Origin of the sequence: Comamonas endophytica (assembly GCF_023634805.2) — a bacterium.
GTDB lineage: Bacteria > Pseudomonadota > Gammaproteobacteria > Burkholderiales > Burkholderiaceae_C > Comamonas > Comamonas endophytica.
On record NZ_CP106881.1, the window covers coordinates 1,139,670 to 1,162,643 of the forward strand.

A 22,974-nucleotide genomic window follows, 5' to 3' on the forward strand; every position below is an offset into this window, starting at 1 on the left:
TACCGGTAGGAAGGCCGCCAAATGGCGCCACGCAAAATTATCGCCGCCGCCTGCCTCAGGGCCGCTGGCAATGGCTGCAATAGAAGGTGCTGCGCTGCCCCTGGCGCAGCATGCGCAGCGGTGCCGCGCAGCGCGTGCAGGGCAGGCCTTCGCGGTCATAGACCTGGGCCTGCAGCTGGAAATGCCCGGGCATGCCATCGGCGTTGGAGAAATCCCTGAGCGTGGTGCCGCCCTGCGCCACCGCCCTGGCCAGCACCTCGCGGATGGCCTGGTGCAGCCGCTGCGCGCGCCGTGGCCCGATGCTGTTGGCCGGGGCCAGCGGCGAGATGCGCGCCAGGAACAGCACCTCGGAAGCGTAGATGTTGCCCACCCCCACCACCAGCTTGCCGCCCAGCAGCAGCTGCTTGATCGGCATGCGGCTGGCCTGCAGTCCGGCGTGGAACGCCTGCGCCGCGAATGCGTCTTCCAGCGGCTCCATGCCCAGGCCGCCCAGCAGCTTGCGCGCCACCGGGTCGCCCTCGCCCCCGGCAAAGACCACGGCGCCGAAGCGGCGTGGATCGTGCAGCCGCAGCGTGCCCAGCGTGGTCACCAGATCGAAATGGTCGTGCGTGCCCGGCGCAGCCAGGGTGTCGGTGGGCGCGAAGCGCAGGCTCCCCGACATGCCCAGATGCAGCAGCAGCAGGCCTTCGTTCAAATCAACCAGCAGGTATTTGCCGCGGCGGCGCACGCCCAGCACCTCGCGCCCCACGAGCGCCTCGGGCGCGATGCCCAGCGGCCAGCGCAGCGGCTTGCCCAGGCGCGCGTCCACGATGCGCGCGCCCGCGATCGAGGCGGCAAACGAGCGGCGCGTGACTTCAACTTCGGGTAATTCGGGCATGGCACTCCTGCGTGAATGGGCCTGGCGCGCGCCCGGCGGCAGCGCGGCGTGTCCTGCAGATGAGGCGCTTTTGCAGCAATGCAAGCAGCCTTCCGTCCGCTTGCGCAGCCACCCGGTTCGATTATTATGGTTCGATGGTTCAACCTCTACGCCCACGGGCCCTGGCGCTGGCCGCCACACTGGCGGCACTGGCCGCCGCTCCTGCAACTGCCTGGAGCCAGGCCGAGCCCCTGCCTGCCAGCGGCGGCACGCTGGCGCCGGCCGAGAACGACCCCGACGAGACCGCGGCGTTCAACGCCGGGCTGTTCTACGAAGTCCTGGTCGGAGAAATGGCGGCCGGCGTCGGCGACCCGGGCAGCGGCCAGCAGCTGATGCTCAACGCCGCGCGCCAGAGCCGCAACCCCCAGCTGTACCGCCGCGCCACCGAGATGGCGCTGCAGGCGCGCGCCGGCAACCAGGCGCTGCTGGCGGCCCAGGCCTGGCGCGAGGCCTTTCCCGAGTCGCGCAACGCCAACCGCTACGTATTGCAGATCCTGGTGGCGCTCAACCGCGTTGCCGACACCCTGCCCTACCTGCGCCAGGAAATCGACTCCACGCCCGCGCCAAGCAAGCCCGTGACCTTCCTGTCGATCACGCAGCTCTACAGCCGCGTCACCGACAAGGCGCTGGCGGCGCAGATCGTCGAGCAGGCGCTGCAGGGCCAGCTGGCCGACCCCGCCGCCGGCCCGTCGGCCTATGCCGCGATCGGCCACATGCAACTGGTTGCGGGCAACCCCGCCGCCGCGCTGCAGGCCGTCCAAAAGGCCGAAGCCCTGTCCCCGGGCAATGGCGCGGCCGCGCTGCTGGCGCTGGAGCTGCTGGAAAACGGCCAGCGCGAGGCCGAACCGCTGGTCGCGCGCTATGTGGAGCAGCAGCGCGGCGCCGACATGCGCATGGCCTATGCGCGCGTGCTGCTGGGCCAGGACCGGCTCGAGCCGGCCGAGACGCAGCTCCTGGCCATCACGCGCGAGACCCCCGATTACGCCGATGCCTGGTTCACTCTGGCGCGGCTGCAGGCGCAGACCCAGCGCTGGCCCGAGGCCGAGGCCTCGCTGCAGCGTTTCGACGCGCTGGTGCCGCAGCTGCCCAATGCCGGCAGCCAGCGCAGCGCGCGCACCGAGTCGGCGCTGCTGCATGCGCTGATCGCGCAGAAGCAGGGCCGCTTCGCCCCCGCGCTGGAGTGGCTGGGCCGCATCGAGAACGGCACCGAGCTGCTGAACGTGCAGGTGCGCCGCGCCTCGATCCTGGCCCAGCAGGGCCAGCTCGAGCAGGCGCGTGCGGCCATCCAGGCGGTGCCCGCCAGCACCCCGCAGCAGCAGCGCCTGCGCCAGCAGGCCGAGGTGCAGGTGGTGCGCGAGGCCGATCAGCCGGCGCTGGCCTACGCGCTGCAGTCGCAGCTGCAGCAGCAGTTCCCGCAGGACAACGAGATTGCCTACGACACCGCGATCCTGGCCGAGAAGGTCGGCCGCTTCGAGGAAATGGAAAGCCTGCTGCGCGCGATCATCGCGCGCGACCCGGGCTTCCACCACGCCTACAATGCGCTGGGCTTTTCCTTCGCCGAGCGCGGCGTGCGCCTGGACGAGGCGCGCGCGCTGATCACCAGGGCGCTGGAAGCCACGCCGAACGATCCCTTCATCATCGACAGCCTGGCCTGGACGGAATTCCGCAGCGGCAACACGGCCATGGCCCAGTCCCTGCTGGAGAAAGCCTATGCGCTGCGGCCCGACGCCGAGATCGCGGCGCACCTGGGCGAGGTGCTGTGGAGCACCGGCCAGCGGCGCCAGGCGCGCGAGGTCTGGCAGAAGGGCCTGCAGCTCAATGCCGACAACGATACGTTGCGCGAGACCCTGCAGCGCCTGGGCGTCAAGCCATGAGGGCGCCGACGCGCCGCCGCGCGCTGCTGCTGGCGGCCGCGACCCTGGGCCTGGCGGGCTGCGCCCAGCCGCGTCTGCGGCCGGAGCCAGGCGTCTCGGGCACTGCCGCGGGCTCCTGGAGCGGCAGGCTGGCGCTGCAGGTGCATGACGAGCAGGCCGAGGAGCAGTCCTTCAGTGCCTCCTTCGAGCTCCAGGGCACGCAGCGCGAAGGGCAGCTGGTGCTGCTGAGCCCCTTTGGCGCGGTGCTGGCCGAGCTGCAGTGGAGCCCCGCGGGCGCGCAGCTGCGCCAGGGCGGGCAGCTGCGCGAATCGCCTTCGCTTGGCGTCCTGGTGCAAGACACGCTGGGCACGGCGCTGCCGCTGGGCGCGCTGTTTGCTTGGCTGGCGGGCGAGCAGGCTGCGGTGCCGGGCTGGCAGGCCGATCTCACGCAACTGGCCGAAGGCCGCCTGCGCGCCGAGCGCACCGACCCGCTGCCGCGCGCCACGCTGCGCGTCGTGCTCGACCGCTGAATTCCTTTCCTCTCTCGTTCTTTTCCATGCGTTCGCTTCACGATGTGCCGGCCCCGGCCAAGCTCAATCTTTTCCTGCACATCACCGGGCGCCGCCCGGACGGCTATCACCTGATCGAATCGGTGTTCATGCTGATCGACTGGCAGGACCGGCTGCATTTCGAGCTGCGCGCAGGCGGCGCCGTCACGCGCGAAGACCTCGGCGGCATGCGCCTGCCCGACGACGACCTGATCGTGCGCGCCGCGCGCGCGCTGCAGGCGGCCACCGGCTGCAGCGCGGGCGCGCACATCGGCGTGGAGAAAAGCATTCCCGCGCAGGCCGGCATGGGCGGCGGCTCGTCCGACGCGGCCAGCACGCTGCTGGCGCTCAACCGGCTGTGGAACCTGCATCTGCCGCGCCCGGCGCTGGAGGCCATCGGCCTGAAGCTGGGCGCCGATGTGCCGTTCTTCCTGCGCGGGCGCAATGCCTGGGTGCAAGGGATAGGCGACATCATCACCCCGCTCGAGGGCGCGCAAAAGCTGCCGCCGCAACGCTTCGTGGTGGTCAAACCGGAAGCCGGACTGGACACGAAATCGATTTTTTCCGCCCCCGACCTCCAACGTGATTCCGAGCGTGCTACAATCGCGGTCTTCGCTGCAAAGCACTATGACTTTGGTCAAAACAACTTGCAGCCGGTCGCAGAAAAACTGTGCCCCGATGTGAAAAAAGCCATCGATTGGCTCGAAGCACATGGATTGCACGGTAGAATGACCGGCTCGGGAAGTGCAGTGTTTGCACCGATGACGCAAACGGTCGAGATTGCAGGCGCGCCCAGCGGCTGGATCTCCAGGGTTTGCCATAATCTGGACGCTCATCCGCTTGCGGGGTGGGCCAAGGATTGAAAGTTACCGGTTGGTTGCATCAGCAATTGACCTGTGTAGGGGAGTCGCCAAGTTGGTTAAGGCACTGGATTTTGATTCCAGCATGCGAAGGTTCGAATCCTTCTTCCCCTGCCAAATGTCTTTTGCGTACAAGCAAACCCATAAACACTGGGACGCTCATGCACACCAATCATTCAGACTTCATGATTTTTAGCGGCAATGCCAATCGCGGCATGGCCGAAGAGATTGCCAGCCAGTTGGGCACCCAGCTCGGCGCCGCCGAAGTGGGCCGTTTCTCCGACGGTGAAGTCACTGTCGAGATCAAGCAGAACGTGCGCACGCGCGACGTTTTCGTCGTCCAGCCGACCTGCAGCCCCACCAATGAGAACCTGATGGAACTCCTGGTGATGGTCGATGCCCTCAAGCGCGCATCCGCCGAGCGCATCTGCGCCGTGATCCCGTACTTCGGCTATGCCCGCCAGGACCGCCGCCCGCGCTCCTCGCGCGTGCCGATCACGGCCAAGGTCGTGGCCAACATGCTGCAGGCCGTGGGCGTCGAGCGCGTGCTGACCATGGACCTGCACGCCGACCAGATCCAGGGCTTCTTCGACATTCCCGTCGACAACATCTACGCCTCGCCGGTGCTGCTGGGCGACCTGCGCCAGAAGAACTACGAAGACCTGATCGTGGTCTCGCCCGACGTCGGCGGCGTGGTGCGCGCGCGTGCGCTGGCCAAGCAGCTCGGCTGCGACCTGGCGATCATCGACAAGCGCCGCCCGAAGGCCAACGTCTCCGAAGTCATGCACGTCATCGGCGACATCGAAGGCCGCAACTGCGTGATCATGGATGACATGATTGACACCGCCGGCACGCTGGTCAAGGCGGCCGAAGTGCTCAAGCAGCGCGGCGCCAAGAAGGTCTATGCCTACTGCACGCACCCGATCTTCTCGGGTCCGGCCATCGAGCGCATCGCCGGCGGCGAGGCCCTCGACGAGGTCGTGGTCACCAACACCATTCCCCTGAGCGCCGAAGCCCAGGGTTGCAGCAAGATCCGCCAACTCTCCGTGGCTCCGCTGATCGCCGAAACGATCAAGCGCATTTCCTCGGGTGATTCGGTCCTCAGCTTGTTCTCGGAATAAGAGCTCGCTCAGCGAGATCCGCGGCTGCCCCGGCAGCCGCTGCAATGGCCTCCCTCGGGAGGTCTTGCGTGTTTCGGGGCATACCAAGGCGGTCCGGCATGTGCCGGCTGTCTTTTTTCAATCGAGTCCGGCTGGTCGCGGCCGACTCACACAGGAGCTAACTATGAAATTCGTCGCTACAGAGCGCGCCAAGCAAGGTACGGGTGCGAGCCGCCGTCTGCGTAATTCGGGCAACACCCCCGGTATCGTCTACGGTGGCGGTGCCGAACCCCTGGCCATCGAAACCAACCACAACGAACTGTGGCACGCCCTGAAGAAGGAAGCGTTCCACTCCAGCGTCCTGGAAATGGACATCGCCGGCCAGACCAGCAAGGTCGTGCTGCGTGACGTGCAATTCCACCCCTACAAGCAGCTCGTGCTGCACGTGGACTTCCAGCGCGTCGACGAGAAGACCAAGCTGCACCTGAACGTGCCCCTGCACTTCGAAGGCGCCGACAAGTCGCCCGCCGTGGCCCAGGACAAGTGCGTCGTGACCCCCCTGGTCACCGCCCTGCCCGTGATCTGCGTTCCTTCGGACCTGCCCGAGTTCATCACCGTGGACCTGAGCAACCTGCAAAAGGGTTCGTCGTTCACGCTGAAGAACGTGAAGCTGCCCAAGGGCGTCGAAGCCCACATCCGCGGCACGCAAAGCAACCCGGCCCTGGTCTCGATCGTGCCCCCGGCCGACGAGATCGCTGCTCCCGCCGAAGGCGCCGCACCCGCTGCTCCCGCCAAGAAGGGCAAGAAGTAATCACTTCCTGAGCGCAGCGCCTGGCCTTCGCGGGCCGGGCGCTGCCCCAAAGCCAACGGCCCACCGCTTCACGGCGTGTGGGCCGTTGGCTTTGGGGCAGCATCCATGGAGATAATTCACCGATGATCAAATTGTTTGTTGGCCTGGGCAACCCCGGCCCCGAGTACGAGGACACGCGCCACAACGCCGGTTTCTGGTGGATCGACGGCCTGGCGCGCGAACTCAAGGTCTCGCTGCAGCCCGAGCGCAGCTATTTCGGCCTGGCCGCGCGCGCCAGCGTCGACGGCCAGAACGTCTGGCTGCTCAAGCCGCAGACCTACATGAATCTTTCGGGCAAGTCCGTCGGGGCGCTGGCGCGCTTCTTCAAGATCCTGCCCGAGGAGGTGCTGGTGGTGCACGACGAACTGGACATGCTGCCCGGCCAGGCCAAGCTCAAGCGCGGGGGCGGCCACGCGGGCCACAACGGGCTGCGCGACATCCATGCGCAGCTGGGCACGCCCGACTACTGGCGCCTGCGCATCGGCATCGGCCACCCGGGCGACCGCGCCGAAGTGGCGAACTGGGTGCTGAAGAAACCCGCACCCGACCAGCGCACGCTGATCGAGGACTCCATCGCGCATTCGCTCAGGTCGTGGCGGCTGCTGCAGGCGGGGGAGATGGACAAGGCAACGCTGCAGATCCATACGACCAAGCCGCCGCGGCCCAAGCCGGCGAAGCCGGTAGTGGAGGGGTGAGCTGCCGGACGACCATGAGCCTGTCAAGCAGCATTTGTGCATTGGAGTGCAGGCCGTCCACCCTTCGACAGGCTCAGGGCGAACGGTAACTCCCAGGGTGCTCTAGCAATGAACTGGGCTCAGGGCGAACGGTGACTCCCAGGGTGCTCTAGCAATGAACTGGGCTCAGGGCGAACGGTGACTCCCAGGGTGCTCTAGTAATGAACTAGGCTCAGGGCGAACGGTGACTCCCAGGGTGCTCTAGTAATGAACTAGGCTCAGGGCGAACGGTAATGCCCGCACGCCCCTGTTCTGAGCCAAGCGCAGGGTGGCCGGAGGAAAGCGTTCGTGCTGAGCTTGTCGAAGCATGAACGGCCTGCCCTATAGAAGAGTCAATCTCCCTGCGCCTTCGCTGCCTCCAGCCGATTGAACTTCTGCAGCAAAGTCTCCCGCGTCTCCACGAACTCCGGATTCACCGGAATGCAAGCCACCGGGCAGATCTGCACGCATTGCGGCTCGTCGAAGTGGCCCACGCATTCGGTGCACTTCGAAGGCGCAATCTCGTAGATGAACTCTCCCATGTAGATCGCATCGTTCGGGCACTCGGGCTCGCAGACGTCGCAGTTGATGCACTCGTCGGTGATCATCAGCGCCATGGCGGACCCCTGTGCGCGCAGCGCGGCGCCCGGCAGAGCAACGTAAAAGAGGGCATGGCTTTCATATGCGGGCAATTATCCCGCCGCCGGCATAGTCCCGCAGCGCTGGCGGACATGGCCGCCAGGCTCGCAGGGGCGCATTTGCCGCTATGCTCTGCACCTCCGGCCCCGGCGCCTGGACCTGCCCCTTCCATGAGTGTCTTTCTCCTCAAACGCATCCTCACCCTGATCGCCACCCTGGCCGCCACCTCGGCCGTGGTGTTCATGGTGCTGGACGTGTTGCCGGGCAATGCCGCGCAGGTGCTGATGGGGCCGGACGCCGCGCCCGAGGCCGTGCAGGCCCTGGCCGAGCAGCTGGGCCTCGACCAGCCAGCCTGGCAGCGCTACGTGCAGTGGGTGCAGGGCCTCCTGGTGCTGGACCTGGGCAACAGCTATGCCTATGGCAGCCCGGTGCTGGACCTGGTGCTCGAGCGCCTCGCGCTCACCGTGCCGCTGGCGGTGCTGGCCATGCTGATCACCACGCTGCTGGCATTGCTGGCCGGCGTCTACGCCGCCTCGCGCCATGGCCGCTGGGGCGATATGGGCGTCATGGGCTTGGCCCAATTGGGCATTGCCATTCCCAACTTCTGGTTTGCCATCCTGCTGATCCTGCTGTTCTCGGTGAAGCTGCAGTGGTTCTCGGCCGGCGGCTTTCCCGGATGGACCGAGGAAGCCGGCGGCGGCTTCTGGCCCGGGCTCAAGGCGCTGCTGCTGCCGGCGATCTCGTTGGCGGTGGTGCAGGCCGCGATCCTGGCGCGCATCACGCGCTCGGCCGTGCTGGACGTCATGCGCGAGGATTTCGTGCGCACCGCGCGCGCCAAGGGCCTGTCTACGCGCGCCGTGCTCTGGGGACATGTGCTGCGCAATGCCATGGTGCCCGTCGTCACGGTGATGGGCCTGCAGTTCGCCAACCTGCTGGCGGGCACCATCGTCGTCGAGAATGTCTTCTACCTGCCGGGCCTTGGCCGGCTGATCTTCCAGTCCATCGCCAACCGCGACCTGATCGTGGTGCGCAACTGCGTGATGCTGCTGGCCGCCATGGTGGTACTGGTCAATTTCATCGTCGACCTGCTGTATGCGGCCATCGATCCGCGCCTGAAAGCCAGCGACCTATGAATACCTCCGCCTCCCTCGGCCACAGCGCGGCGCCCGGCGCCTGGCGGCGCGCGCTGCGCCAGCGCAGCCTGGTGCTGGGCGCGGCGCTGACGCTGGCGCTGGTGCTGGCGGCGGGCCTGTCGTTCGTGTGGACACCCTGGTCGCCTTACGAGATGGACCTGGCCATCAAGCTGCAGCCGCCTGGCGCCGCGCACTGGCTCGGCACCGATGCCTTCGGCCGCGACGTGGCCTCGCTGCTGCTGGTGGGCGCGCGCAACTCCATCCTGGTCGGCTTGATCGCCGTGGGCATCGGCCTGCTGCTGGGCACGGCGCTGGGGCTGCTGGCGGCGGCACGGCGCGGCTGGGTCGAGGAAGCGATCATGCGCCTGGCCGACTTCACCTTTGCCTTTCCCGCGATCCTGTCGGCCATCATGCTCACGGCGGTGTTCGGCGCGGGCATCGTCAACGCCATCATCGCCATCGGCATCTTCAACATCCCGACCTTCGCGCGCGTCACGCGCGCCTCGGCCAACACGGTCTGGTCGCGCGAATACATCCTCGCCGCGCGCGCCTGCGGCAGGAACCGCTGGTCCATCACCTGGGAACATGTGCTGCCCAACATCCTGCCGATGCTGATCGTGCAGGCCACGATCCAGTTCGCCATCGCCATCCTGGCCGAGGCCGCCCTGTCCTATCTCGGGCTGGGCACGCAGCCGCCGCAGCCCTCCTGGGGCCGCATGCTGAGCGAGGCCCAGACCCTGATGTTCGAGGCGCCGCTGCTGGCCATCTGGCCGGGCCTGGCGATCGCGCTGGCGGTGCTGGGCCTGAACCTGCTGGGCGACGGCCTGCGCGACCTGCTCGACCCGCGCCTGACCCGCGCGCGCTGAACCATGGCATTGCTCGAAGTCTCCCAACTGCAGCTCACGCTGGCCACGCCGCGCGGCCCGGCCGTGGCCGTGCGCGGCATGGATTTTTCGCTCGAGCGCGGCGCCACGCTGGGCATCATCGGCGAATCGGGCAGCGGCAAGTCGCTCACCGCCATGGCGCTGATGGGCCTGCTGCCGGAGCATGCGCAGCTCTCTGGCAGCATCCGCTTCGACGGCCGGGAGCTCATCGGCCTGCGCGAGTCCGAACGCAGCGCGCTGCGCGGCAACCGCATGGCGATGGTCTTCCAGGAGCCGATGACGGCGCTCAATCCGCTGCACCGCATCGGTCGTCAGGTGGCCGAGCCGCTGCGCCGCCACCGCGGGCTCGATGCCGCGGCCGCGCGGCGCCAGGCCGTGGCCCTGCTCGACCGCGTGGGCATTGCCGACGCCGCGCGCCGCGCCGACGCCTACCCGCACGAGTTCTCGGGCGGCCAGCGCCAGCGCATCACCATCGCCATGGCGCTGGCCTGCGAGCCCGATCTCCTGATTGCCGACGAGCCGACCACGGCGCTCGACGTGACCATCCAGCAGCAGATCCTCGACCTGATCAGCGACCTGGTCGACGAGCGCGGCATGGCGCTGCTGCTGATCTCGCACGACCTGGCCGTGGTGTCGCAGAACGTCGACCAGATGCTGGTCATGTATGGCGGCACTGTGGTCGAAAGCGGCCCGACCGAGGCCATCTTCGGTCACCTGGGCCATCCCTACACGCGCGCGCTCCTGGCGGCGCGGCCGCAGCTGGGCGCGGCGCAGCAACGCCTGCCGACCATTGCCGGCAGCGTGCCCGCGCTGGGCGAGATGCCGCCCGGCTGCCCGTTTGCCGGGCGCTGCGCGCACACCATCGACCCATGCACGCGCCAGCGCCCCCCCGCAGTCCGCGTCGATGGGGCGGCAGACCACTGGACCCGCTGCGTGCGGCCCGAAGTCGTGCAGACCCCCTCCGCCGTTTCCGCCCCGCCATGATCCCGTCCCCCTCCCCGGCGCTGCTGGAAGTCACCGACCTGGCGCGCAGCTACCGCCTGCCGCGCGAGCAGCTGTGGCGCGCGGCGCCGCGCATCGACGCGCTGCGCGGCGTGAGCCTGCGCGTGGAGCCCGGGCGCAGCCTGGGTGTCGTGGGCGAATCCGGCTCGGGCAAGTCCACGCTGGCGCGGCTGGTGATGGCGCTGGACCGGCCCGATGCGGGCCAGGTGAAGATACTCGGCCAGGACGTGCACCGGCTGGGGCCGCAGGCGCTGCGCGCGGCGCGGCGCGATTTCCAGATGGTGTTCCAGGACCCCTACGGCTCGCTCGATCCGCGCCAGCGCGTGGCGCGCATCGTCGGCGAGCCGCTGCAGGCGCTGGCCTTGGGCAGCCGGGCTGCGCTGCGCGAGCAGGCGGCGCAGGCGCTGGCCGAGGTCGGGCTGCACAGCGCCGATCTGGACAAATACCCGCATGAATTCTCCGGCGGCCAGCGCCAGCGCATCGCCATCGCGCGCGCACTGATCACGCGCCCGCGCCTGATCGTGGCCGACGAGCCGGTGAGCGCGCTCGACGTATCGGTGCAGGCCCAGGTGCTCAATCTGCTGCGCGACCTGCAGCAGCTCCATGGCCTGGGCTATCTGCTGATCAGCCATGACCTGGCCGTGGTGCAGCAGCTGTGCGACGAGGTGGTGGTGCTGTACCAGGGCCGGATCGTCGAGCGCGGCGCGCCCGCGCAGCTGTTCCACGCGCCGCAGCACCCCTATACCCGCGCGCTGGTCGCGGCCGTGCCGCAGATCGCGCCGGGGCGCTCGCGCGCCCGCCGCAGTCAACGCGTGGGGGCACAATAGTGTAAAAAGCGGGGTCGCGAGCCCCAAGCGGCTACCCCTGCCCCCCAGAACACTCCGACGGAGACACCCATGTTGAATCGCCGCCGCGTACTGGCCGCCAGCTCCCTGGCCAGCACCTCCCTGCTTGCGTCCTGGAGCGCCCTGGCCCAGGAAAAGAAGAACAGCATCGTGATCGCGCTCACGCTCGAGCCGCCAGGGCTCGATCCGACGGCCAATGCGGCCTCGTCGATTGCCGAGATCGTGCAGTACAACCTGTTCGAGACGCTGACCAAGATCAATTCCGACGGCAGCGTCTCGCCGCTGCTGGCCGAGAGCTGGGAAGTCGGCAGCGACCTCAAGACCTTCACCTTCAAACTGCGCAAGGGCGTGCGCTTTCACAACGGCGAGCCCTTCAATGCCGAAACGGTGAAGTTCTCCTTCGAGCGCGCGGCCGCCGAGAAAAGCACCAACAAGGACCGGCGCAACTTCACCGGCCTGCGCGTCCAGGTGGTCGACCCGTACACCGTGACCATCGTCAACGAGGATGTGGACCCCGACTTCCTGTTCGTGCTGGGCCAGGCCACCTCGATCATCGTCGAGCCCAAGAGCGCAGCCACGAACGCCACCCAGCCCGTGGGCACCGGCCCCTATCTGGTCGGCCGCTGGAGCAAGGGCGCGTCCGTCACCCTCAACGCCTGGAAGGACTTTCGCGCCGCGCGCGACATCCAGATCCAGCGCGCCACCTTCCGCTTCATTCCCGACCCCGCGGCCCAGGTCGCGGCGCTGATGGCCGGCGACGTGGACTGCTTCCCGCGCGTGTCGCCGCGCTCCATCGCGCAGTTCAAGTCCAACCCGCGCTTCGAGGTGCTGGTCAGCGGCTCGCGCGCCAAGACCATCATGGCGATGAACAACGCGCGCAAGCCTTTGAGCGACGTGCGCGTGCGCCGCGCCATCGCCGCCGCCATCGACCGCAAGGCGGTGATCGACGGCGCGGCCGAAGGCTATGGGGTGCCCATCGGCAGCTACTACGTGCCCACCGCCTTTGGCTATGTCGACACGACCGGCGTCAATCCCTACGACCTGGCCAAGGCCAAGGCGCTGCTGGCCGAGGCCGGCGTGAAGCTGCCCCTGACGCTGACCATGACGCTGCCGCCGGCGCCCTATGCGCGCCAGGGCGGCGAGGTCATCGCGGCGCAGCTCGCCAAGATCGGCATCCAGGTCAAGCTGCAGAACGTCGAATGGGCGCAGTGGCTCAGCGGCACCTACGGCAACAAGAACTACGACCTGACGATCATTTCGCACGTCGAGCCCTTCGACCTGGGCAACTTCGCCAAGCCCGACTACTACTGGGGCTACCAGTCGCAGGCGTTCAACACGCTGTACGACCAGATCAAGCGCGCCCCCCGCCCCGCCGACCGCGCCCGCCTGCTCGGCGATGCCCAGCGCCTGATCGCGCAGGAATCGGTGCATGCGTTCCTGTACCAGCCGCAGTGGGTCACGGTGGCGAAGAAAGGCCTGCGCGGGCTTTGGAAAGACATGCCCGTCTTTGTCAACGACCTGTCGTCGCTGTCCTGGGCTTGAGGCCGCTCAGCGCTGCAGCGAAGCCAGGCGCAGCGCAAGGCCGACAAACACCAGCGCGGTCAGCCGGTTGAGCCAGCGCTGGCCTTTGGCCGAGCGCTGCAGCAGCCGGCCGAACGCGCCGGAAAAGCAGGCCATCGCGCCGAACACCAGCAGCGCCGCCAGCATGAAGACACAGCCCAGCGCCATGATCTGCGGCGCCAGGCCGCCGCGCGCCGGGTCGGCGAACTGCGGCAGGAAGGCCAGGAAGAAGATCAGCACCTTCGGGTTGGTGAGATTCATGATCACGCCGCGCGCCACCATGCGGCGCAGCGCGCGCGCATCGAGGGCCGCGCTCTGCTGCGGTGCGGCAGGATCGGCCTGGGCCACCGGCGCGCGCCATGCCTGCCAGGCCAGCCAGGCGAGATAGGCCGCGCCGCAGTATTTGAGCACCGTGAATGCCATGGGCGAGGAAGCGAATACCGCGGCCAGGCCCAGCGCGACGGCGGCCGTGTGCGCTACCAGGCCGGCGCACAGGCCCAACACTACGGCCATGCCGGCGCGCGCTCCGTGTCGTGCCGATTGCAGCAGCACGAAGATGTTGTCGGGGCCAGGGCTCAGGGCGAGCAGAAGGGAGACGCCGAAGAAGGCGAGGAGGGATTCGGGGGTGGGCATGGGGACCTCTTCAACAAGACCGCGCCCCTCTTTGATCCTTTATTGACCAGCCAGAGAATCAAGGTCAGCAGCGGAACTTGAGGACAGGCCGCTCATCCTTCGACGCGGCCGGCGAGGCAGGCTCAGGACGAACGGAAAAAACGTTCGTGGTGAGCCTGTCGAACCATGGACGGCCTGACCTCAAGCCAAGGAGCGAGAACGAAAAATCACCCCCGGCTTCCAATCGACGCCGTCGCCATCAACTCCTCCAGCAACGCCAGCGACATCTTTCCCGACACCACATAGGGATTGAGCTCGATGGTCTCCGAGTACTTGAGCACGATCGCATGGTTGATGCGCGACAGGTTGACCTGGCCCATGGTCCAGCCGCCAAAGCGCCGCTCGGCGATTTCCTCGTAGTGCAGCAGTTCCACGTCCTGGTGGCGCGCATCGCGCTGGATGTGGCCGAAGAGCGCGCTGACCTGGGAGCGCCCGCCCTCGATGGCCTGCAGGAACACGCCCCCGCCGTAGCACAGCACCCCGGTGATGCCCGAGCCCGGATTGTGCTCGCGCGCCTGGGTCAGGATGGCTTCGATCGCGGCGGGCGAGGCATCCGCCGCACGGCTTGCATAGATCAGGCGCACCAGCATGGGTCAGTTCCTTCCGGGAATCAGCGAGAGAAATTCACGGCGCAGCGTGGGGTCCTTGAGGAACACGCCGCGCATGACCGAATTGAGCATCTTCGAGTCCATCTCGCGCACGCCGCGCCAGGACATGCAGAAGTGCGAGGCCTCCATGACGATGGCCAGGCCGTCGGGCTGGGTCTTTTCCATGATCAGGTCGGCCAGCTGCACCACCGCCTCTTCCTGGATCTGCGGGCGGCCCATGACCCAGTCGACCAGCCGCGCGTACTTCGACAGGCCGATGACGTTGGTGTGCTCGTTGGGCAGCACGCCGATCCAGATCTTGCCGATCACGGGGCAGAAATGGTGGCTGCAGGCGCTGCGCACGGTGATCGGGCCGACGATCATCAGCTCGTTGAGATGCTCGGCGTTGGGGAACTCGGTGATGGCCGGGGCCTGCGTGTAGCGGCCCTTGAACACCTCGTTGACATACATCTTGGCCACGCGCCGCGCGGTCGTGCGGGTGTTGTGGTCCTTGGCGGTGTCGATGACCAGGCTGTCGAGCACGCCCTGCATCTTGTGCTCGACCTCGTCCAGCAGCTTCTCCAGCTCGCCGGGCTCGATGAATTCGGCAATGTTGTCGTTGGCGTTGTAGCGCTTGCGCGCGGCAGCCAACCGCTCGCGGATTTTGACGGAAACGGGCGTGCCCTCGTCGGGGCTGGCTGTGTTCATTTCGGCAGCGGATTCTCTGAGCATCCGGGCATCCTACCAGCGATTGCGCCGCACTCCCCGGCAAGGGACTTGCGCGCGTGAGGCGTGAAATCCGCCGCGTTCAGAGCTTGAATTCGGCGATCAGCGGCAGGTGGTCCGACATGCGCCACCAGATCTTGCCCTTGGGCACATGCAGCCCGCAGGGCGTGAGCCCGCGCACATAGACATGGTCGAGCTGCGCCAGCGGCAGGCGCGAGGGATAGGTCAGCACGTCGACGCCCTCGTCGAATTCGTACAGCCCGAAACCGGCCAGCATGCGCTTGATCTGCCCGCCCCAGTCGTTGAAGTCGCCGGCCACGACCAGCGGCGCGCCCGGCGGCACCTCGCGCTCGATGAAGCGCTGCAGCTGCGCGATCTGGCGCATGCGGCTGCCACGGATCAGCCCCAGGTGCACGACGATCGCATGCACGCGCCGGCCTTCGATGTCGATCTCCACGTGCAGCAGGCCGCGCTGCTCGAAGCGGTGGTCGGACATGTCCTCGTGCTTGTGGCCGATGACCGGCCAGCGCGTGAGCAGCGCATTGCCGTGCTCGCCGTCGCGCGTGTAGGCATTGGTGGTGTAGACCGCCTCGTAGCCTTCGGGCGCCAGGTATTCGGCCTGCGACAGTTCGGGCCAGCGGTCGAAGTACAGCGCCTCGCGCCGGTTCATCTTGCGCACTTCCTGCAGGCAGACGATATCGGCGTCGAGCTGCTCGACGGCCAGGCCCAGGTTGTGGATTTCCAGCCGCCGCGCAGGCCCCAGGCCCTGCACACCCTTGTGGATGTTGTAGGTTGCCACGCGCAGGATGCCGGGATCGGATGGGTTGGAAACAGTCATGTACAGCGGTGAGAACGAGAAGAAGAAGCAGCCAGCCGGGGCAGAAGCAATATGGCTTCGGCATTCGATGCAGCCGCACAGCGGTCCGCCGCTTCCAGCCAAGGATGCCAAGCAAATGCGGTGTGCTCGCAAGGATTCAACCTCACGCCGGTGTAGGACGGCACCTCCAGGCCGAACACCCGCTCGGTGTTGTGCCAGACCCCGGGCGCATAGCGGTGCTGCCACTCGGGATAGATGGTGTAGACGTTCTCGAGCCGCCAGTCGCGCAGGCTGCAGCCCTCGGCATGGGCATCGATGCCGGTCTCCTCGCGCACCTCGCGCGCGGCCACCACTTCCCAGGGCTCGTGCTCGAAATCCTTGCTGCCCGTGACCGACTGCCAGAAGTCCGGCTGGCCGGCGCGCTGCAGCAAAAGCACCTGGCGCTGCGGCGTGTGGATCACCACCAGCACGGATTGGGGAATCTTGGGCATGGGCCATTGTGGCCCATGCCGATGCCCATAAAAAAACGGCACCTGCCTGACCCTGTGGATCAAGCGGGTGCCGCTTTGCTTGTCCGTTCGTCCTGAGCCTGCCGAAGGATGACGGGCTCAGACGAGACAATCACGCCTTCACCGCATCCGGGTTGCGCAGACGGATATGCAGCTCGCGCAGCTGCTTTTCATCCACCGGGCTCGGCGCCTGCGTCAGCAGGCACTGCGCGCGCTGCGTCTTGGGGAAGGCGATCACGTCGCGGATCGACTCGGCGCCGGTCATCAGCGTGACGATGCGGTCCAGGCCGAAGGCCAGGCCGCCATGCGGGGGCGCGCCGTACTGCAGCGCGTCGAGCAGGAAGCCGAACTTCAGCTGCGCGTCCTCGGGCGTGATCTTGAGCGCGTCGAACACCTTCTTCTGCACATCGGCGCGGTGGATACGCACCGAGCCGCCGCCCATCTCCCAGCCGTTGAGCACCATGTCGTAGGCCTTGGCAATGCACTTGCCCGGGTCGGTGACCATCAGGTCCTCGTGGCCGTCCTTGGGCGCGGTGAAGGGGTGGTGCACGGCGACCCAGCGGTCGTTTTCCTCGTCGTGCTCGAACATCGGGAAGTCGACCACCCACAGCGGTGCCCAGCGGTCTTCGAACAGGCCGCTGGCCTTGCCGAACTCGCTGTGGCCGACCTTGATGCGCAGCGCGCCGATCGCGTCGTTGACGATCTTTTCCTTGTCCGCGCCGAAGAAGATCAGGTCGCCGTCCTGCGCGCCGGTGCGCTTGACGATCTCGGCCAGCGCCGCGTCGTGCAGGTTCTTGACGATCGGCGACTGCAGGCCCTCGCGGCCCTTGGCCACTTCGTTGACCTTGATCCAGGCCAGGCCCTTGGCACCGTAGATCTTGACGAACTCGGTGTAGCCGTCGATCTCGCCGCGGCTGATCTGGGCGCCGCCGGGCACGCGCAGCGCCACGACGCGGCCGCCGGGCGTGGTGGCGGGGGCGGAGAACACCTTGAAGTCGACATCGGCCATCACGTCGGTCAGCTCGGTGAACTCGAGCTTAACGCGCAGGTCGGGCTTGTCCGAGCCGTAGAGGCGCGCCGCATCCTGGTAGCTCATGACCGGGAAGTCGCCCAGGTCCACGCCCAGCGCGGTCTGGAACACGCTCTTGATCATGCCCTGGAACATGTCGCGGATTTCCTGCTCATCCATGAACGATGTCTCGATATCGATCTGGGTGAATTCGGGCTGGCGGTCGGCGCGCAGGTCTTCGTCGCGGAAGCACTTGGTGATCTGGTAGTAGCGGTCGAAACCGGCGACCATCAGCAGCTGCTTGAACAGCTGGGGCGACTGCGGCAGCGCGAAGAACTGGCCGTCGTGCACGCGGCTGGGCACGAGGTAGTCGCGCGCGCCTTCGGGCGTGCTCTTGGTGAGCATCGGGGTCTCGATGTCGACGAAGCCGTTGGCGTCGAGGAACTTGCGCACCTCCATGCTGACCTTGTAGCGCAGCATCAGGTTCTTCTGCATGTACGGGCGGCGCAGGTCCAGCACGCGGTGCGTGAGGCGCACGGTTTCGGACAGGTTGTCGTCGTCGATCTGGAACGGCGGCGTCACGGAGGCGTTGAGCACGTTCAGCTCGTGGCACAGCACTTCGATCTGGCCGCTCTTGAGCTTGTCGTTGGTGGTGCCGGCGGGGCGCGCGCGCACCAGGCCCTTGATCTGCACGCAGAACTCGTTGCGTACGCCTTCGGCGGTGGCGAACATCTCGGGACGGTCCGGGTCGCAGACCACCTGCACGTAGCCTTCGCGGTCGCGCAGGTCGATGAAGATCACGCCACCGTGGTCGCGGCGGCGGTTCACCCAGCCCGACAGGGTGACGGTTTCGCCCAGCAGGGCTTCGGTCACGAGACCGCAATAGTGGGAGCGCATGGCCATGGCTAGTCTTCCTGCGCCCTCCTGGGGCGCGACAAGGTTTGTTATTTATTCGCGAGCGTGGTGTCGGGTGGCGTCACCACGCCCATCGAGACGATGTACTTGAGCGCGGCGTCCACGCTCATGTCGAGTTCAATGCAGTCGCTCTTGCGCACGATCACGAAGTAGCCCCCGGTCGGGTTGGGGGTCGTGGGCACGAACACGCTGAGGTATTCGTCGCGCAGATAGGCTGCGATCTCGCCGCTGGGCGAGCCGGTGACGAAAGCCACGGTCCATACGCCTTCGCGCGGCCACTGTACCAGCACGGCGGTGCGAAACGCATTGCCGCTCTCGGAGAACAGGGTGTCGGAAACCTGCTTAACGCTGGAGTAGATCGAGCGCACCACGGGGATGCGGCTCACCGCCGCATCGCCCCAGGCGACCAGCTTGCGGCCCGCGAGATTGCTGGCGGCAGCCCCCACGACCAGCAGGATGCCCAGCGTCAGCAGCACGCCGAAGCCGGGAATGTGCAGGCCCAGCAGCCGGTCGGGCTGCCAGGCTTCGGGCAGGATGGTCAGCGTCTGGTCCAGCGTGCCGATGATCCAGTTGAGCACCCAGACGGTGATCACTCCGGGAACGATCACCAGCAAGCCGGTGAAGAGCCATTTGCGCAAGGCAGCCATGGGCGGGACTCAGGCAGCCGCGCCAGCGCTGGCGGCAGGGGCGGCGGGAGCCGGTGCGGCAGGGGCTGCGGCAGCCGGCGTTGCGACCGTATCGGACGAGGCGCCCGCCACGGCCGGTGCCGCGGCCTTGCTGCCGTTCTTGAAATCGGTCGCATACCAGCCCGTGCCCTTGAGCTGGAAGCCCGGGGCCGTGAGCTGCTTCGAGAACGCCTGGGCATTGCAGGCCGGGCACTGCGTCAGCGCAGCATCGGACATTTTCTGCAGCACATCCTTGGCGTGACCACAGGAACCACACTTGTACGCGTAAATGGGCATAGCGCTTGAATCGAGGGAAAGTGCAAAACCTTCAATTATAGGCGCGCGTCCCGGTTCTGCGGCCGGCGGGGGTTGTGCGCCGCCCCCGCCAGGATTTTCAGGCCGCCGTCTGGGCGAAGTGGTGCCCCGCCGCGCGCTGGTCGGTGAACCATTGCGGCAACAGCGATCCGGCCCACATGCCGCCGGCCGCGGCCAGCAGGCCCGCGAGCTGCTGCGGGAACAGTTCGCTCCAGCCCGGCACGCAGATGAACAGCAACCAGACCCCCAGCCCCAGGAACACGGCAAGCAGTGCGCCCTGGGTCGTGGCGCGCTTCCAGTACAGGCCCGCGGCCAGCGGCACCAGCGCGCCGACCAGCGGCACCTGGTAGGCGCCCGAGACCATCTCGTAGATCGAGCTGCCCTGCATGGTGATCGAGTACGCCAGCACGCACAGCGTGAACACCAGCACCGACAGCCGCATGGCCTTGAGCGTGGCCGCGTCCGACAGGTTCGGGCACAGGTTGCGCAGGATGTTCTCCACGAAGGCCGTCGAAGGCGCGAGCAGCGTGGCCGAGGCCGTGGACATGATGGCCGACAGCAGCGCGCCGAAGAACGCGATCTGCAGCGCCAGCGGCATGCGCTCCATGACCAGCGTCGGCAGGAGCTTCTGCGGATCGTCGGCCAGCAGCGCGGCAGCGGTCTCCGGCATGATCAGCACCGCCGCCGTCACGACGAACATCGGCACGAACGCGAACAGGATGTAGAAGATGCCGCCGATGACCGGGCCGCGGCGCGCCACCGAGGCGTTCTTGGCGGACATGACGCGCTGGAACACGTCCTGCTGCGGAATCGAGCCCAGCATCATGGTGATGGCCGCGCCAATGAAGAACAGCCACTCGCGCGGGCTGGCGTTCTCGGGGAAGAAACGGAACTTGCCTTCGCTGGCGGCAAAGTCGATCACACGCCCGGCGCCACCGGCCAGGTCGGCCGCATACCAGGCGATCAGCAGCAGGCCGGCCACGATCACGATCATCTGCACGAAATCCGTGAGCGCCACCGACCACATGCCGCCATAGAGCGTGTAGACCAGCACGACCAGCGTGCCCACCAGCATGCCCACCGTGACCGACATCGCGCCCTGCGTGAGCAGATGGAACACCAGCCCCAGCGCCGTGATCTGCGCGCCGACCCAGCCCAGGTAGCTGCAGATGATGATCAGCGAGCACACGACCTCGATGGTGCGGCCGAAGCGCAGACGGTAGTAGTCGCCGATGGTCAGCAGGTTCTTCTGATAGAGCTTGTAGGCAAAGAACAGACCGACCAGCACCAGGCACATGCCCGCGCCAAACGGGTCCTCGACCACGCCGCCCAGGCCCTCCTTGACGAACTGCGCCGACACGCCCAGCACCGTCTCGGAACCGAACCAGGTGGCGAAGGTGGTGGCCACGACCACCGCCAGCGGCAGGCTGCGGCCGGCCAGCGCGTAGTCGGAAGTGTTCTTGACGCGCGTGGCCGCGTACAGGCCGATCCCGATGGACGCAAGCAAGTACAGGACGATGAATGTGATCAGCATGGCAGCTTTCCCCAACCCCGGGTATTGTCAAAACCGCTGCGGATTATCAAGGCAATAGGCGCCTTCCATGCCATCTGCGGCCATCTGTGGTGCAAATGATGCGCGCCTGTAAAAACCATGGGGGCTTGTGGCGGCGCCGGAGGAAAGAAAAGGCCCCTGGGGGCCTTTCTCAGTAGATACGGATGCGCGCTACGAACTGCATCACCAGCAATCCCAGCAGGAACCCCGCCCCGCCATAGATCAGCGCCTGCAGGAGGCCGTTGGTGCGCTGCTGGGCCTTGAGCAGCTCCTGCAGCAGCCGGGTCTGGTCGCCCTGGTCGTGGCGCAGCGAGCGGTACAGCAGGCGCGGCAGCTCGGGCAGCAGCTTGGCATAGGTCGGGGCCTCGTTCTTCAGCTCGCGCCACAGGCGCTGCGGCCCCATCTGGTCCAGCATCCACTTCTCGAGGAAGGGCTTGGCCGTGCTCCACAGGTCGAGGTCGGGGTCGAGCTGGCGGCCCAGGCCCTCGATGTTGAGCAGGGTCTTCTGCAGCAGCACCAGCTGCGGCTGGATCTCCACCTGGAAGCGCCGCGAGGTCTGGAACAGCCGCATCAGCACCATGCCCAGCGAGATTTCCTTGAGCGGACGGTCGAAATACGGCTCGCAGACCGCGCGGATGGCCGACTCCAGCTCCTCGACGCGGGTCGTGGGCGGCACCCAGCCGCTTTCGATGTGCAGCTGCGCCACGCGCTTGTAGTCGCGGCGGAAGAAGGCGGTGAAGTTCTGCGCCAGGTATTCCTTGTCGAACTCGGTCAGCGTGCCGACGATGCCGAAGTCGATGGAGATGTAGCGCCCGAAGGTCTCGGGCTCCAGGCTCACCTGGATGTTGCCCGGGTGCATGTCGCCATGGAAGAAGCCATCGCGGAACACCTGCGTGAAGAACAGCGTCACGCCGTCGCGCGCCAGCTGCGGAATGTCCACGCCGGCTTCGCGCAGCTGCTCGACCTGGCTGATCGGCACGCCCTTCATGCGTTCCATGACCATGACCTGGGGGTGGCAGAAGTCCCAGTGGATCTCGGGGATCAGCACCAGGTCCAGCCCGTCCATGTTGCGCCGCAGCTGCGCGGCGTTGGCGGCTTCGCGGATCAGGTCCAGCTCGTCATGCAGGTAATTGTCGAACTCGGCAATGACCTGGCGCGGCTTGAGGCGCTTGGCGTCGGACGACAGGCGCTCGACCCAGCGCGCCATCATGTGCATCAGCTGCAGGTCCTTGTCGATGACCGACAGCATGCCGGGGCGCAGCACCTTGACCGCCACCTCGTGCTCCACGCCCGCACGGTCGCGCAGCACCGCGAAATGCACCTGCGCGATCGAGGCGCTGGCCACCGGCTGGCGGTCGAAGCTCACGAAGATCTCGGCGATGGGCCGCTGGAACGAGCGTTCGATGGTCGCTACGGCGACCTCGGCCGGAAAGGGCGGCACGCGGTCCTGCAGCCGCGCCAGTTCCAGTGCCACGTCGGGCGGCAGCAGGTCGCTGCGCGTCGACAGGACCTGGCCGAACTTGACGAAGATCGGCCCCAGCTGCTCGAGCGCCTCGCGCAGGCGCTGGCCGCGCGGTGCATGGAAGCGCCGGCCCACCGTCAGCACCCGGCTCAGCAGGCGCAGCGATGGGTGCTTGAAGCCCGAGAGCACCAGTTCGTCGAGGCCGTAGCGAAACACCACCCAGAGGATGGTCAGCCCCCGCAGCATCCGGCTCATGGCAGGTTCCGGCCGCCGATATCCCCGGCACGCCCGGCGCCGCGGCCGCCACGCGCGCCCACGAACTGGCGCAGCGTCTGCGCCGCCTTGCGTGCAATTTGCGACACGGTGTGCGCCGGAGCGTCACCGATCACGCGCGCGAGGTCTTCCTCGATGTCCCACTGCACGTTGTCGACCAGCCAGTTGATGTCCGCGGCCAACTGCACATCGCCCTCGATGCGGATGGCCGGCTTGTCGCCGCGCAGCGCGGCCTGGGCCAGCGCCAGCGGCGAGGTGTCGGTGACTTCCAGCTGCAGGTCGGGCACGGCGCCTTCCTCGGCCAGATCCAGCAGGCCGGCGGGCGTGATCGCCAGCGCCATGGTGTACGAGCGCCACTGGACACGCGCGACACGGCCCTTCTGCCGCACCAGGCGCTCCATTGCCGCCTTTTCCTGCATCAGCACATGGTTGAGGAACAGCACCGTGCGCTGCTGCACTTCGTGCACCAGCCAGGACGGGAGTTGTGGGCCTGTCACAACGCGTTCCAGGAGGCCGTTCAGGAATGAAAAAGGGGACTGTGTTGCCATAGTCCCCGATTATTCCCTAGT

Annotated in this window: 24 protein-coding genes and 1 tRNA gene; 12 read left to right on the forward strand and 13 right to left on the reverse strand. The window is 67.3% G+C overall.

Annotated features, from left to right (window positions below; all coding sequences use genetic code 11):
* Positions 1-55 precede the first annotated feature (55 nt).
* Complete coding sequence (mutM, locus tag M9799_RS04985; RefSeq protein WP_231043538.1) at positions 56-877, reverse strand: bifunctional DNA-formamidopyrimidine glycosylase/DNA-(apurinic or apyrimidinic site) lyase; 822 nt, start codon at positions 875-877, stop codon at positions 56-58.
* Positions 878-1,011: 134 nt separating this feature from the next.
* Between mutM and M9799_RS04990 the strand changes: the two genes are divergently transcribed.
* The 7 genes from M9799_RS04990 to pth all read left to right on the forward strand — a co-directional run bounded on the left by M9799_RS04990 (position 1,012) and on the right by pth (position 6,822).
* The gene (locus tag M9799_RS04990) at positions 1,012-2,790 is read left to right on the forward strand and encodes a tetratricopeptide repeat protein (protein WP_231043537.1); all 1,779 of its coding nucleotides are present in this window, start codon (positions 1,012-1,014) and stop codon (positions 2,788-2,790) included.
* Positions 2,787-3,299, forward strand: coding sequence for a lipoprotein insertase outer membrane protein LolB (locus M9799_RS04995; RefSeq protein ID WP_231043536.1), 513 nt, complete (start codon positions 2,787-2,789; stop codon positions 3,297-3,299). The genes M9799_RS04990 and M9799_RS04995 overlap by 4 nt, the downstream gene beginning before the upstream one ends.
* A 26-nt stretch (positions 3,300-3,325) precedes the next feature.
* Positions 3,326-4,180, forward strand: a complete 855-nt coding sequence (gene ispE / locus M9799_RS05000) for a 4-(cytidine 5'-diphospho)-2-C-methyl-D-erythritol kinase (RefSeq protein ID WP_231043535.1) — start codon at positions 3,326-3,328, stop codon at positions 4,178-4,180.
* Positions 4,181-4,217: 37 nt separating this feature from the next.
* Positions 4,218-4,294: transfer RNA gene (locus M9799_RS05005), tRNA-Gln, on the forward strand.
* Between the two features lie 44 nt (positions 4,295-4,338).
* Positions 4,339-5,298 carry a ribose-phosphate pyrophosphokinase gene (locus tag M9799_RS05010; RefSeq protein ID WP_231043534.1) on the forward strand — a complete coding sequence of 320 codons (960 nt, stop codon included), beginning with the start codon at positions 4,339-4,341 and terminating at the stop codon, positions 5,296-5,298.
* Positions 5,299-5,461: 163 nt separating this feature from the next.
* Positions 5,462-6,088, forward strand: a complete 627-nt coding sequence (locus M9799_RS05015) for a 50S ribosomal protein L25/general stress protein Ctc (RefSeq protein WP_231043533.1) — start codon at positions 5,462-5,464, stop codon at positions 6,086-6,088.
* Positions 6,089-6,210: 122 nt separating this feature from the next.
* Positions 6,211-6,822, forward strand: coding sequence for an aminoacyl-tRNA hydrolase (pth, locus tag M9799_RS05020; protein ID WP_231043532.1), 612 nt, complete (start codon positions 6,211-6,213; stop codon positions 6,820-6,822).
* Between the two features lie 371 nt (positions 6,823-7,193).
* On the opposite strand, the gene M9799_RS05025 is transcribed toward pth, so the two are convergent.
* Positions 7,194-7,457, reverse strand: a complete 264-nt coding sequence (locus tag M9799_RS05025) for a YfhL family 4Fe-4S dicluster ferredoxin (RefSeq protein WP_231043531.1) — start codon at positions 7,455-7,457, stop codon at positions 7,194-7,196.
* A 192-nt stretch (positions 7,458-7,649) separates the two neighbouring features.
* On the opposite strand from M9799_RS05025, the gene M9799_RS05030 reads away from it, so the two are divergent.
* The 5 genes from M9799_RS05030 (at position 7,650) to M9799_RS05050 (ending at position 12,885) form a co-directional block, all read left to right on the forward strand.
* Positions 7,650-8,612, forward strand: a complete 963-nt coding sequence (locus M9799_RS05030) for an ABC transporter permease (RefSeq protein ID WP_231043530.1) — start codon at positions 7,650-7,652, stop codon at positions 8,610-8,612.
* Positions 8,609-9,478 carry an ABC transporter permease gene (locus tag M9799_RS05035; protein WP_231043529.1) on the forward strand — a complete coding sequence of 290 codons (870 nt, stop codon included), beginning with the start codon at positions 8,609-8,611 and terminating at the stop codon, positions 9,476-9,478. The genes M9799_RS05030 and M9799_RS05035 overlap by 4 nt, the downstream gene beginning before the upstream one ends.
* Before the next feature lie 3 nt (positions 9,479-9,481).
* A complete protein-coding gene (locus tag M9799_RS05040; RefSeq protein WP_231043528.1) occupies positions 9,482-10,480 on the forward strand; it encodes an ABC transporter ATP-binding protein in 999 nt (332 codons plus the stop codon).
* Positions 10,477-11,325, forward strand: a complete 849-nt coding sequence (locus M9799_RS05045) for an ATP-binding cassette domain-containing protein (RefSeq protein WP_231043527.1) — start codon at positions 10,477-10,479, stop codon at positions 11,323-11,325. Before M9799_RS05040 ends, M9799_RS05045 begins: the two co-directional genes overlap by 4 nt.
* 69 nt (positions 11,326-11,394) lie before the next feature.
* The gene (locus M9799_RS05050) at positions 11,395-12,885 is read left to right on the forward strand and encodes an ABC transporter substrate-binding protein (protein ID WP_231043526.1); all 1,491 of its coding nucleotides are present in this window, start codon (positions 11,395-11,397) and stop codon (positions 12,883-12,885) included.
* Between the two features lie 6 nt (positions 12,886-12,891).
* Here M9799_RS05050 and M9799_RS05055 read toward each other — a convergent pair whose 3' ends face one another.
* The 11 genes from M9799_RS05055 to M9799_RS05105 all read right to left on the reverse strand — a co-directional run bounded on the left by M9799_RS05055 (position 12,892) and on the right by M9799_RS05105 (position 22,953).
* On the reverse strand, positions 12,892-13,536 hold the full coding sequence (locus M9799_RS05055) for a LysE family translocator (RefSeq protein WP_231043525.1): 645 nt from the start codon (positions 13,534-13,536) through the stop codon (positions 12,892-12,894).
* Positions 13,537-13,742: 206 nt separating this feature from the next.
* Positions 13,743-14,165 carry a BLUF domain-containing protein gene (locus M9799_RS05060; RefSeq protein ID WP_231043524.1) on the reverse strand — a complete coding sequence of 141 codons (423 nt, stop codon included), beginning with the start codon at positions 14,163-14,165 and terminating at the stop codon, positions 13,743-13,745.
* Between the two features lie 3 nt (positions 14,166-14,168).
* A complete protein-coding gene (gene folE / locus M9799_RS05065) occupies positions 14,169-14,894 on the reverse strand; it encodes a GTP cyclohydrolase I (protein ID WP_377007414.1) in 726 nt (241 codons plus the stop codon).
* Positions 14,895-14,970: 76 nt separating this feature from the next.
* Positions 14,971-15,726, reverse strand: a complete 756-nt coding sequence (locus M9799_RS05070; RefSeq protein ID WP_231043522.1) for an endonuclease/exonuclease/phosphatase family protein — start codon at positions 15,724-15,726, stop codon at positions 14,971-14,973.
* A complete protein-coding gene (gene nudB, locus M9799_RS05075; RefSeq protein WP_231043521.1) occupies positions 15,723-16,196 on the reverse strand; it encodes a dihydroneopterin triphosphate diphosphatase in 474 nt (157 codons plus the stop codon). Before nudB ends, M9799_RS05070 begins: the two co-directional genes overlap by 4 nt.
* Positions 16,197-16,326: 130 nt before the next feature.
* Positions 16,327-18,126 carry an aspartate--tRNA ligase gene (gene aspS, locus M9799_RS05080; protein WP_231043520.1) on the reverse strand — a complete coding sequence of 600 codons (1,800 nt, stop codon included), beginning with the start codon at positions 18,124-18,126 and terminating at the stop codon, positions 16,327-16,329.
* 41 nt (positions 18,127-18,167) lie between these two features.
* Entirely contained in the window at positions 18,168-18,785 is a 618-nt protein-coding gene (locus M9799_RS05085) for a DUF502 domain-containing protein (RefSeq protein ID WP_231043519.1), read from the reverse strand.
* Between the two features lie 9 nt (positions 18,786-18,794).
* Positions 18,795-19,100 carry an FmdB family zinc ribbon protein gene (locus M9799_RS05090; RefSeq protein ID WP_231043518.1) on the reverse strand — a complete coding sequence of 102 codons (306 nt, stop codon included), beginning with the start codon at positions 19,098-19,100 and terminating at the stop codon, positions 18,795-18,797.
* A 97-nt stretch (positions 19,101-19,197) separates the two neighbouring features.
* Positions 19,198-20,652 carry a high affinity choline transporter 1 gene (locus M9799_RS05095; RefSeq protein ID WP_231043517.1) on the reverse strand — a complete coding sequence of 485 codons (1,455 nt, stop codon included), beginning with the start codon at positions 20,650-20,652 and terminating at the stop codon, positions 19,198-19,200.
* A 169-nt stretch (positions 20,653-20,821) separates the two neighbouring features.
* On the reverse strand, positions 20,822-22,387 hold the full coding sequence (ubiB, locus tag M9799_RS05100; RefSeq protein ID WP_231043516.1) for a ubiquinone biosynthesis regulatory protein kinase UbiB: 1,566 nt from the start codon (positions 22,385-22,387) through the stop codon (positions 20,822-20,824).
* Positions 22,384-22,953, reverse strand: coding sequence for a ubiquinone biosynthesis accessory factor UbiJ (locus tag M9799_RS05105; protein ID WP_231043515.1), 570 nt, complete (start codon positions 22,951-22,953; stop codon positions 22,384-22,386). The genes ubiB and M9799_RS05105 overlap by 4 nt, the downstream gene beginning before the upstream one ends.
* Positions 22,954-22,974 lie beyond the last annotated feature (21 nt).

What these genes read in the sequence shown, in the direction of transcription:
- mutM (WP_231043538.1), bottom strand. Translation starts at nt 877, where the DNA reads ATGCCCGAATTACCCGAAGTTGAAGTCACGCGCCGCTCGTTTGCCGCC.
- M9799_RS04990 (WP_231043537.1), top strand. Translation starts at nt 1,012, where the DNA reads ATGGTTCAACCTCTACGCCCACGGGCCCTGGCGCTGGCCGCCACACTG.
- M9799_RS04995 (WP_231043536.1), top strand. Translation starts at nt 2,787, where the DNA reads ATGAGGGCGCCGACGCGCCGCCGCGCGCTGCTGCTGGCGGCCGCGACC.
- ispE (WP_231043535.1), top strand. Translation starts at nt 3,326, where the DNA reads ATGCGTTCGCTTCACGATGTGCCGGCCCCGGCCAAGCTCAATCTTTTC.
- M9799_RS05010 (WP_231043534.1), top strand. Translation starts at nt 4,339, where the DNA reads ATGCACACCAATCATTCAGACTTCATGATTTTTAGCGGCAATGCCAAT.
- M9799_RS05015 (WP_231043533.1), top strand. Translation starts at nt 5,462, where the DNA reads ATGAAATTCGTCGCTACAGAGCGCGCCAAGCAAGGTACGGGTGCGAGC.
- pth (WP_231043532.1), top strand. Translation starts at nt 6,211, where the DNA reads ATGATCAAATTGTTTGTTGGCCTGGGCAACCCCGGCCCCGAGTACGAG.
- M9799_RS05025 (WP_231043531.1), bottom strand. Translation starts at nt 7,457, where the DNA reads ATGGCGCTGATGATCACCGACGAGTGCATCAACTGCGACGTCTGCGAG.
- M9799_RS05030 (WP_231043530.1), top strand. Translation starts at nt 7,650, where the DNA reads ATGAGTGTCTTTCTCCTCAAACGCATCCTCACCCTGATCGCCACCCTG.
- M9799_RS05035 (WP_231043529.1), top strand. Translation starts at nt 8,609, where the DNA reads ATGAATACCTCCGCCTCCCTCGGCCACAGCGCGGCGCCCGGCGCCTGG.
- M9799_RS05040 (WP_231043528.1), top strand. Translation starts at nt 9,482, where the DNA reads ATGGCATTGCTCGAAGTCTCCCAACTGCAGCTCACGCTGGCCACGCCG.
- M9799_RS05045 (WP_231043527.1), top strand. Translation starts at nt 10,477, where the DNA reads ATGATCCCGTCCCCCTCCCCGGCGCTGCTGGAAGTCACCGACCTGGCG.
- M9799_RS05050 (WP_231043526.1), top strand. Translation starts at nt 11,395, where the DNA reads ATGTTGAATCGCCGCCGCGTACTGGCCGCCAGCTCCCTGGCCAGCACC.
- M9799_RS05055 (WP_231043525.1), bottom strand. Translation starts at nt 13,536, where the DNA reads ATGCCCACCCCCGAATCCCTCCTCGCCTTCTTCGGCGTCTCCCTTCTG.
- M9799_RS05060 (WP_231043524.1), bottom strand. Translation starts at nt 14,165, where the DNA reads ATGCTGGTGCGCCTGATCTATGCAAGCCGTGCGGCGGATGCCTCGCCC.
- folE (WP_377007414.1), bottom strand. Translation starts at nt 14,894, where the DNA reads ATGCTCAGAGAATCCGCTGCCGAAATGAACACAGCCAGCCCCGACGAG.
- M9799_RS05070 (WP_231043522.1), bottom strand. Translation starts at nt 15,726, where the DNA reads ATGACTGTTTCCAACCCATCCGATCCCGGCATCCTGCGCGTGGCAACC.
- nudB (WP_231043521.1), bottom strand. Translation starts at nt 16,196, where the DNA reads ATGCCCAAGATTCCCCAATCCGTGCTGGTGGTGATCCACACGCCGCAG.
- aspS (WP_231043520.1), bottom strand. Translation starts at nt 18,126, where the DNA reads ATGGCCATGCGCTCCCACTATTGCGGTCTCGTGACCGAAGCCCTGCTG.
- M9799_RS05085 (WP_231043519.1), bottom strand. Translation starts at nt 18,785, where the DNA reads ATGGCTGCCTTGCGCAAATGGCTCTTCACCGGCTTGCTGGTGATCGTT.
- M9799_RS05090 (WP_231043518.1), bottom strand. Translation starts at nt 19,100, where the DNA reads ATGCCCATTTACGCGTACAAGTGTGGTTCCTGTGGTCACGCCAAGGAT.
- M9799_RS05095 (WP_231043517.1), bottom strand. Translation starts at nt 20,652, where the DNA reads ATGCTGATCACATTCATCGTCCTGTACTTGCTTGCGTCCATCGGGATC.
- ubiB (WP_231043516.1), bottom strand. Translation starts at nt 22,387, where the DNA reads ATGAGCCGGATGCTGCGGGGGCTGACCATCCTCTGGGTGGTGTTTCGC.
- M9799_RS05105 (WP_231043515.1), bottom strand. Translation starts at nt 22,953, where the DNA reads ATGGCAACACAGTCCCCTTTTTCATTCCTGAACGGCCTCCTGGAACGC.